The organism is Streptomyces sp. URMC 126, from assembly GCF_051386555.1.
Taxonomy (GTDB): Bacteria; Actinomycetota; Actinomycetes; order Streptomycetales; family Streptomycetaceae; genus Streptomyces.
The window spans coordinates 1-5,103 of sequence record NZ_JBPQTX010000424.1; the positions used below are offsets into that span (position 1 = coordinate 1).

General features: G+C 71.2%; 3 protein-coding genes and 1 pseudogene. 2 read left to right on the plus strand and 2 right to left on the minus strand.

From position 1 onward, the window contains the following. A pseudogene (locus tag ACSNOK_RS30565) lies at positions 1-522 on the minus strand (hypothetical protein); the annotation flags it as partial. Between the two features lie 21 nt (positions 523-543). Continuing rightward, positions 544-804: a MoaD/ThiS family protein gene (locus ACSNOK_RS30570; RefSeq protein WP_436784049.1), complete on the minus strand. Its 261-nt coding sequence runs from the start codon at positions 802-804 to the stop codon at positions 544-546. Between the two features lie 329 nt (positions 805-1,133). Here ACSNOK_RS30570 and ACSNOK_RS30575 point away from each other — a divergent pair, with 329 nt between their 5' ends. Continuing rightward, positions 1,134-2,867, plus strand: a complete 1,734-nt coding sequence (locus tag ACSNOK_RS30575; RefSeq protein WP_436784048.1) for an ABC transporter ATP-binding protein — start codon at positions 1,134-1,136, stop codon at positions 2,865-2,867. 248 nt (positions 2,868-3,115) lie between these two features. Continuing rightward, on the plus strand, positions 3,116-5,011 hold the full coding sequence (locus ACSNOK_RS30580) for an ABC transporter ATP-binding protein (protein ID WP_436784050.1): 1,896 nt from the start codon (positions 3,116-3,118) through the stop codon (positions 5,009-5,011). Positions 5,012-5,103 lie beyond the last annotated feature (92 nt).

The window sequence follows — 5,103 nt, forward strand, 5'->3', positions numbered from 1 at the left end:
GGACCTGCCGGGGGACGGGGCAGGGGGCTGCGCGGGGGACTGCGTCCCGTACGACGGCTCGGTCACCGGCAGTTGCTGCTGCCAGGCCTGTGTCTCCCAGGTCTGCGCCTGCCAGGTCTGCGTCGGCTGGTCGTCGGCGGAGGACCAGCCCTGCTGCCCGCCGACCGTGGGCCAGGCGGTCCCGCCCTGCGCTTGCTGCTGCTGCGCCTGCGGGTGTTGGTGCTGACTCTGGGGTGGCTGGTATGCCGGCTGGGACTGCTGCGCCTGGGGCTGCTGGTGAGCCTGCGGCTGCTGCGGGGGGTACGCGTAGCCGTACGCGCCACCGTTCCCCGTGCCGTCGCCGGCGTGCGGGTCGTAGGCGGCGTAACCGTCCTGCCGGCCGTGGCCGCCCTGCCCGGCGTCGCCGTGGTGTGCGGCGTCGCCGTGGTGTCCGGCACCGTCCTGCCGGCCGTGTCCGTCGTACGCGTCGTACCCGGCGTACGGGTCCCTCGGCTGGTACGGGTCGTGGTACTGGTCGCTCATCGTGCCCTCATCGTGCCGGTGTCACCCTCCTGCGAAGGGCGGGAGCACTTCGACCGTGCCGCCCTCGGCCAGCTGGACCGTGGTGTGCGCGCGGGTGCCGACCGGGTCGCCGTCCACCAGGAAGGAGCAGCGCGCGAGGACCCGAGCGAACTCCGGGCGTCCCGCGTGCCGCTCCCGGGCGGCGGCCAGCGCGTCGGCGAGCGTCGGCGCCGCGTAGGGCTCCTCGGCCGTGCCGGCGGCGGCCTTCGCCGCGGCCCAGTACCGGATCGTGCCCGTCGGCACCGCCCGGCCCGGCGGCCCCGGTCGTGCCGTGTCCGCGATCGCCACGGGCACCCCGCTTTCACGTTTCGGTTCCATGTGTCGGCTGCGTCATCGCCGCTTCTTCCGCCTCCATGATGACGGGTACCGGCCCGCCCCCGGCCCCCGGTCGCGAAATCCGGACGGAATCCCCGGGAGAACCCGGAGACAATCGCGGCGGTTTCCCTCCGGCACGGTACGGAAACCCCGGAAAATCCCGGGGACCAGCGTCCGGGTCCCACCGGGGAACGGGAAGGGGAAACCCGGAAAAAAACCAGGGGATCGGACGAACGGCGTTCGCATAGGCTTCTCGTGTGCTGGTACGCCTACTCCGAGCTCGTCTGAAGAGCTACTCCCGCCCCTTGGCGCTGGTGGTGCTCCTTCAGCTCGTCCAAACGCTCGCGACCCTCTATCTGCCCACGCTCAACGCCGACATCATCGACAAGGGCGTGGTGAAGGGCGATACCGGCTACATCCTCACCACCGGCGGGGTGATGGCCGCGGTGGCCCTCCTCCAGCTGGTCTGCTCACTCGGCGCGGTGTACGTCGGCGCGCGCATCGCGATGGCCGTCGGCCGGGATCTGCGCGCGGCCGTCTTCGACCGGGTGCAGTCCTTCTCCGCCCGCGAAGTGGGCAAGTTCGGCGCACCCTCCCTGATCACGCGTACCACCAACGACGTCCAGCAGGTCCAGATGCTGGTGCTGATGTCGTTCACGCTGATGGTGGCCGCGCCGATCATGTGCGTCGGCGGCATCCTGATGGCGCTCAAGCAGGACGTGCCGCTGTCCGGGCTGCTGCTGGCCATCGTGCCCGTGCTCGGCGTCGTCGTGGCGCTGATCGTCCGCCGGCTGCGCCCGGTGTTCAAGGACGTCCAGGAGCGGATCGACACCGTCAACCGCGTCCTCCGCGAGCAGATCGCCGGTATCCGCGTCATCCGCGCGTTCGTCCGCGACCGGCACGAGCGCGAGCGCTTCCACCAGGCCAACACCGCCCTGATGGACGTCTCGCTGCGCTCCGGGCGGCTGGCGTCCGTCATGTTCCCGGCCGTGATGCTGATCGTGAACGTGGCCTCGGTCGCCGTGCTGTGGTTCGGCGGTCACCGCATAGACGGCGGTGACATGGAGATCGGCGCCCTCACCGCGTTCCTCAGCTACCTCATGCAGATCCTGATGGCCATCATGATGGCCACCTTCATGTTCATGATGGTGCCGCGTGCCGAGGTCTGCGCCGAGCGGATCCAGGAGGTGCTGAGCACCGAGTCCAGCGTGGTGCCGCCCGCCGCTCCGGTCACCGAGCTGCGCGGACGCGGCCACCTCGAATTGCGCGGTGCCGGCTTCCGCTACCCGGGCGCCGAGGAGCCCGTGCTCAGGGACGTCTCCCTCGTCGCGCGCCCCGGCGAGGTCACCGCCGTCATCGGCTCCACCGGCAGCGGCAAGTCCACGCTGCTGGGTCTCGTCCCCCGGCTGTTCGACGCCACCGAGGGCGAGGTCCTGATCGGCGGGGTGAACGTGCGCGAGGCCGACCCCGCCCTCATCGCCCGCACGGTCGGGCTGGTCCCGCAGAAGCCCTACCTGTTCTCCGGCACGGTCGCCTCCAACCTCCGCTATGGGCGGCCCGACGCGACCGACGAGGAGCTGTGGGCCGCGCTGGAGACCGCGCAGGCCCGGGAGTTCGTCGAAGCCATGGAGGGCGGGCTGGAGGCCCCCATTGCCCAGGGCGGCTCCAATGTCTCCGGCGGCCAGCGCCAGCGCCTGGCCATCGCCCGCGCCCTGGTCCGCCGGCCCGGGATCTACCTGTTCGACGACTCGTTCTCCGCGCTCGACTACGCCACCGACGCCCGGCTGCGGGCGGCGCTGTCCCGCGAGACCGGGGACGCCACCGTCCTCGTCGTCGCCCAGCGCGTCTCCACCATCCGCGACGCCGACAGGATCGTCGTCCTGGACGAGGGCCGCGTCGTCGGCACCGGAACCCATACCGAGCTGATGGCCTCGAACGAGACCTACCGGGAGATCGTGCTGTCCCAGCTCACCGAGGAGGAGGCCGCGTGAGCGTCCCGGCGAGGTCCCAGCAGACGACGGGACCGGAGAAACGGCCGGACTCCGGCCCGGCGGAGGGCAGCGGCGGAGCCGACGACACCGCGACCCCCGCCCCGTCCCTGGAGAAGACCCCCGGCGGCGCGTCCGGCGAACGGCCCGAGAAGCCGGACACTCCGGATGGTCAAGGAGGGCCGGGCGAGCCGGGGAAGGGCACCCCCGCCCGCAGGGGGCCCGCGCCCGCCTCCGGCATCGCCCGCTTCATGGGCGGCCAGCCGACCGAGAAGTCCGCCGACTTCAAGGGCTCCAGCCGCCGCCTCTTCGCCCGCATGGGCCCCGAGAAGCCCATGCTCTGGGCGGTGCTGCTGCTCGGCCTGGCCAGCGTCGCGCTGACGGTGGCGGGGCCCAAGGTCCTCGGCCACGCCACCGACCTGATCTTCGCCGGTGTCGTCGGACAGCAGATGGAGGCCGGCACCACCAAGGCCCAGGCTCTCGACGCGCTGCGCCACAACGGCCACGGCAACATCGCGGACGTCCTGTCCGGCGTCGACTTCACCCCCGGCCAGGGCATCGACTTCGGAGCCGTCGGCACGGTGCTGCTGTGGGTGCTGCTGATCTACGTCGCCGCCTCCGTGTTCGGGCTCGTCCAGGCGCGGGTCGTCACCGCCGCCATCCAGCGCACCGTCTTCCGGCTGCGCCAGGACGTCGAGGAGAAGCTGGGGCGGCTGCCGCTGAGCTACTTCGACAAGCAGCAGCGCGGCGAGATCCTCTCCCGCGCCACCAACGACATCGACAACATCGCCCAGACCTTCCAGCAGACCCTGAGCCAGATGATGGGCTCGCTGCTGACCATGGTCGGCGTGCTCGCGGTGATGTTCTGGATCTCCTGGCTGCTGGCCCTCGTCGCGCTGATCACCGTTCCCGTCTCGGTCTACGTCGTCGCCGCCGTCGGCAAGCGCGCTCAGCCGCAGTTCGTGGCCCAGTGGGCGTCGACGGGCCGGCTCAACGGCCACATCGAGGAGATGTACACGGGCCACTCGCTGGTGAAGGTCTTCGGCCGGCAGGAGGAGTCCGCCGCGGCCTTCCGCGAGGAGAACGAGGAGCTTTACCGGGCCGGTTTCAAGGCGCAGTTCATATCCGGCGTCATCCAGCCCGCGATGATGTTCGTCGGAAACCTCAACTACGTCCTCGTCGCCGTCGTCGGCGGCCTGCGGGTGGCGAGCGGATCGCTGTCGATCGGTGACGTGCAGGCGTTCGTCCAGTACTCGCGCCAGTTCAGCCAGCCGCTGACCCAGGTCGCCTCCATGGCCAACCTCGTCCAGTCCGGCGTCGCCTCCGCCGAGCGCGTCTTCGAACTCCTCGACGCCGAGGAGCAGTCGCCGGACGACGACGAGCGGAAGCTCGGCCGCGTCCGCGGCGAGGTCGTCTTCGAGAACGTCTCCTTCCGCTACGACCCGGACAAGCCGCTCATCGAGGACCTCTCGCTCACCGTCCGCCCCGGCCAGACCGTCGCCATCGTCGGCCCCACCGGTGCCGGCAAGACCACACTGGTCAACCTGCTGATGCGCTTCTACGAGGTGGACGGCGGCCGGATCACCCTCGACGGCACCGACGTCGCGACCCTCTCCCGGGAGGAACTGCGCTCCCACATCGGCATGGTCCTCCAGGACACCTGGCTGTTCGGCGGCACGATCGCGGACAACATCGCGTACGGCGCCGACGGCGCCACGACGGAGCGGATCGTCGAGGCGGCCAAGGCCACCCACGTCGACCGCTTCGTCCGGACGCTGCCCGACGGCTACGACACGGTGATCGACGAGGAGGGCGGCAACGTCAGCGTCGGCGAGAAGCAGCTGATCACCATCGCGCGGGCGTTCCTCGCCGAGCCGGAGATCCTCATCCTGGACGAGGCCACCAGCTCTGTGGACACCCGGACCGAGGTGCTCATCCAGCAGGCCATGGCCGAACTGCGCTCCGGCCGCACCAGCTTCGTGATCGCCCACCGGCTGTCGACGATCCGGGACGCGGACGTGATCCTGGTGATGGAGTCCGGGCGGATCGTGGAGCAGGGCGACCATGAGACGCTCCTGGCGGCGGACGGCGCCTACGCCCGGCTGTACGCGGCCCAGTTCGCGCAGCCGGTGGCCGAGGAGGCGTAGGAAGCCCCGGCCCCACCCCTTTCGCCGATCCCCCGGGGCGCCCCCTCCGGCGGAGTCCGAGGACCGGGGGGCGCCCCCTCCCGGGAAGGAAC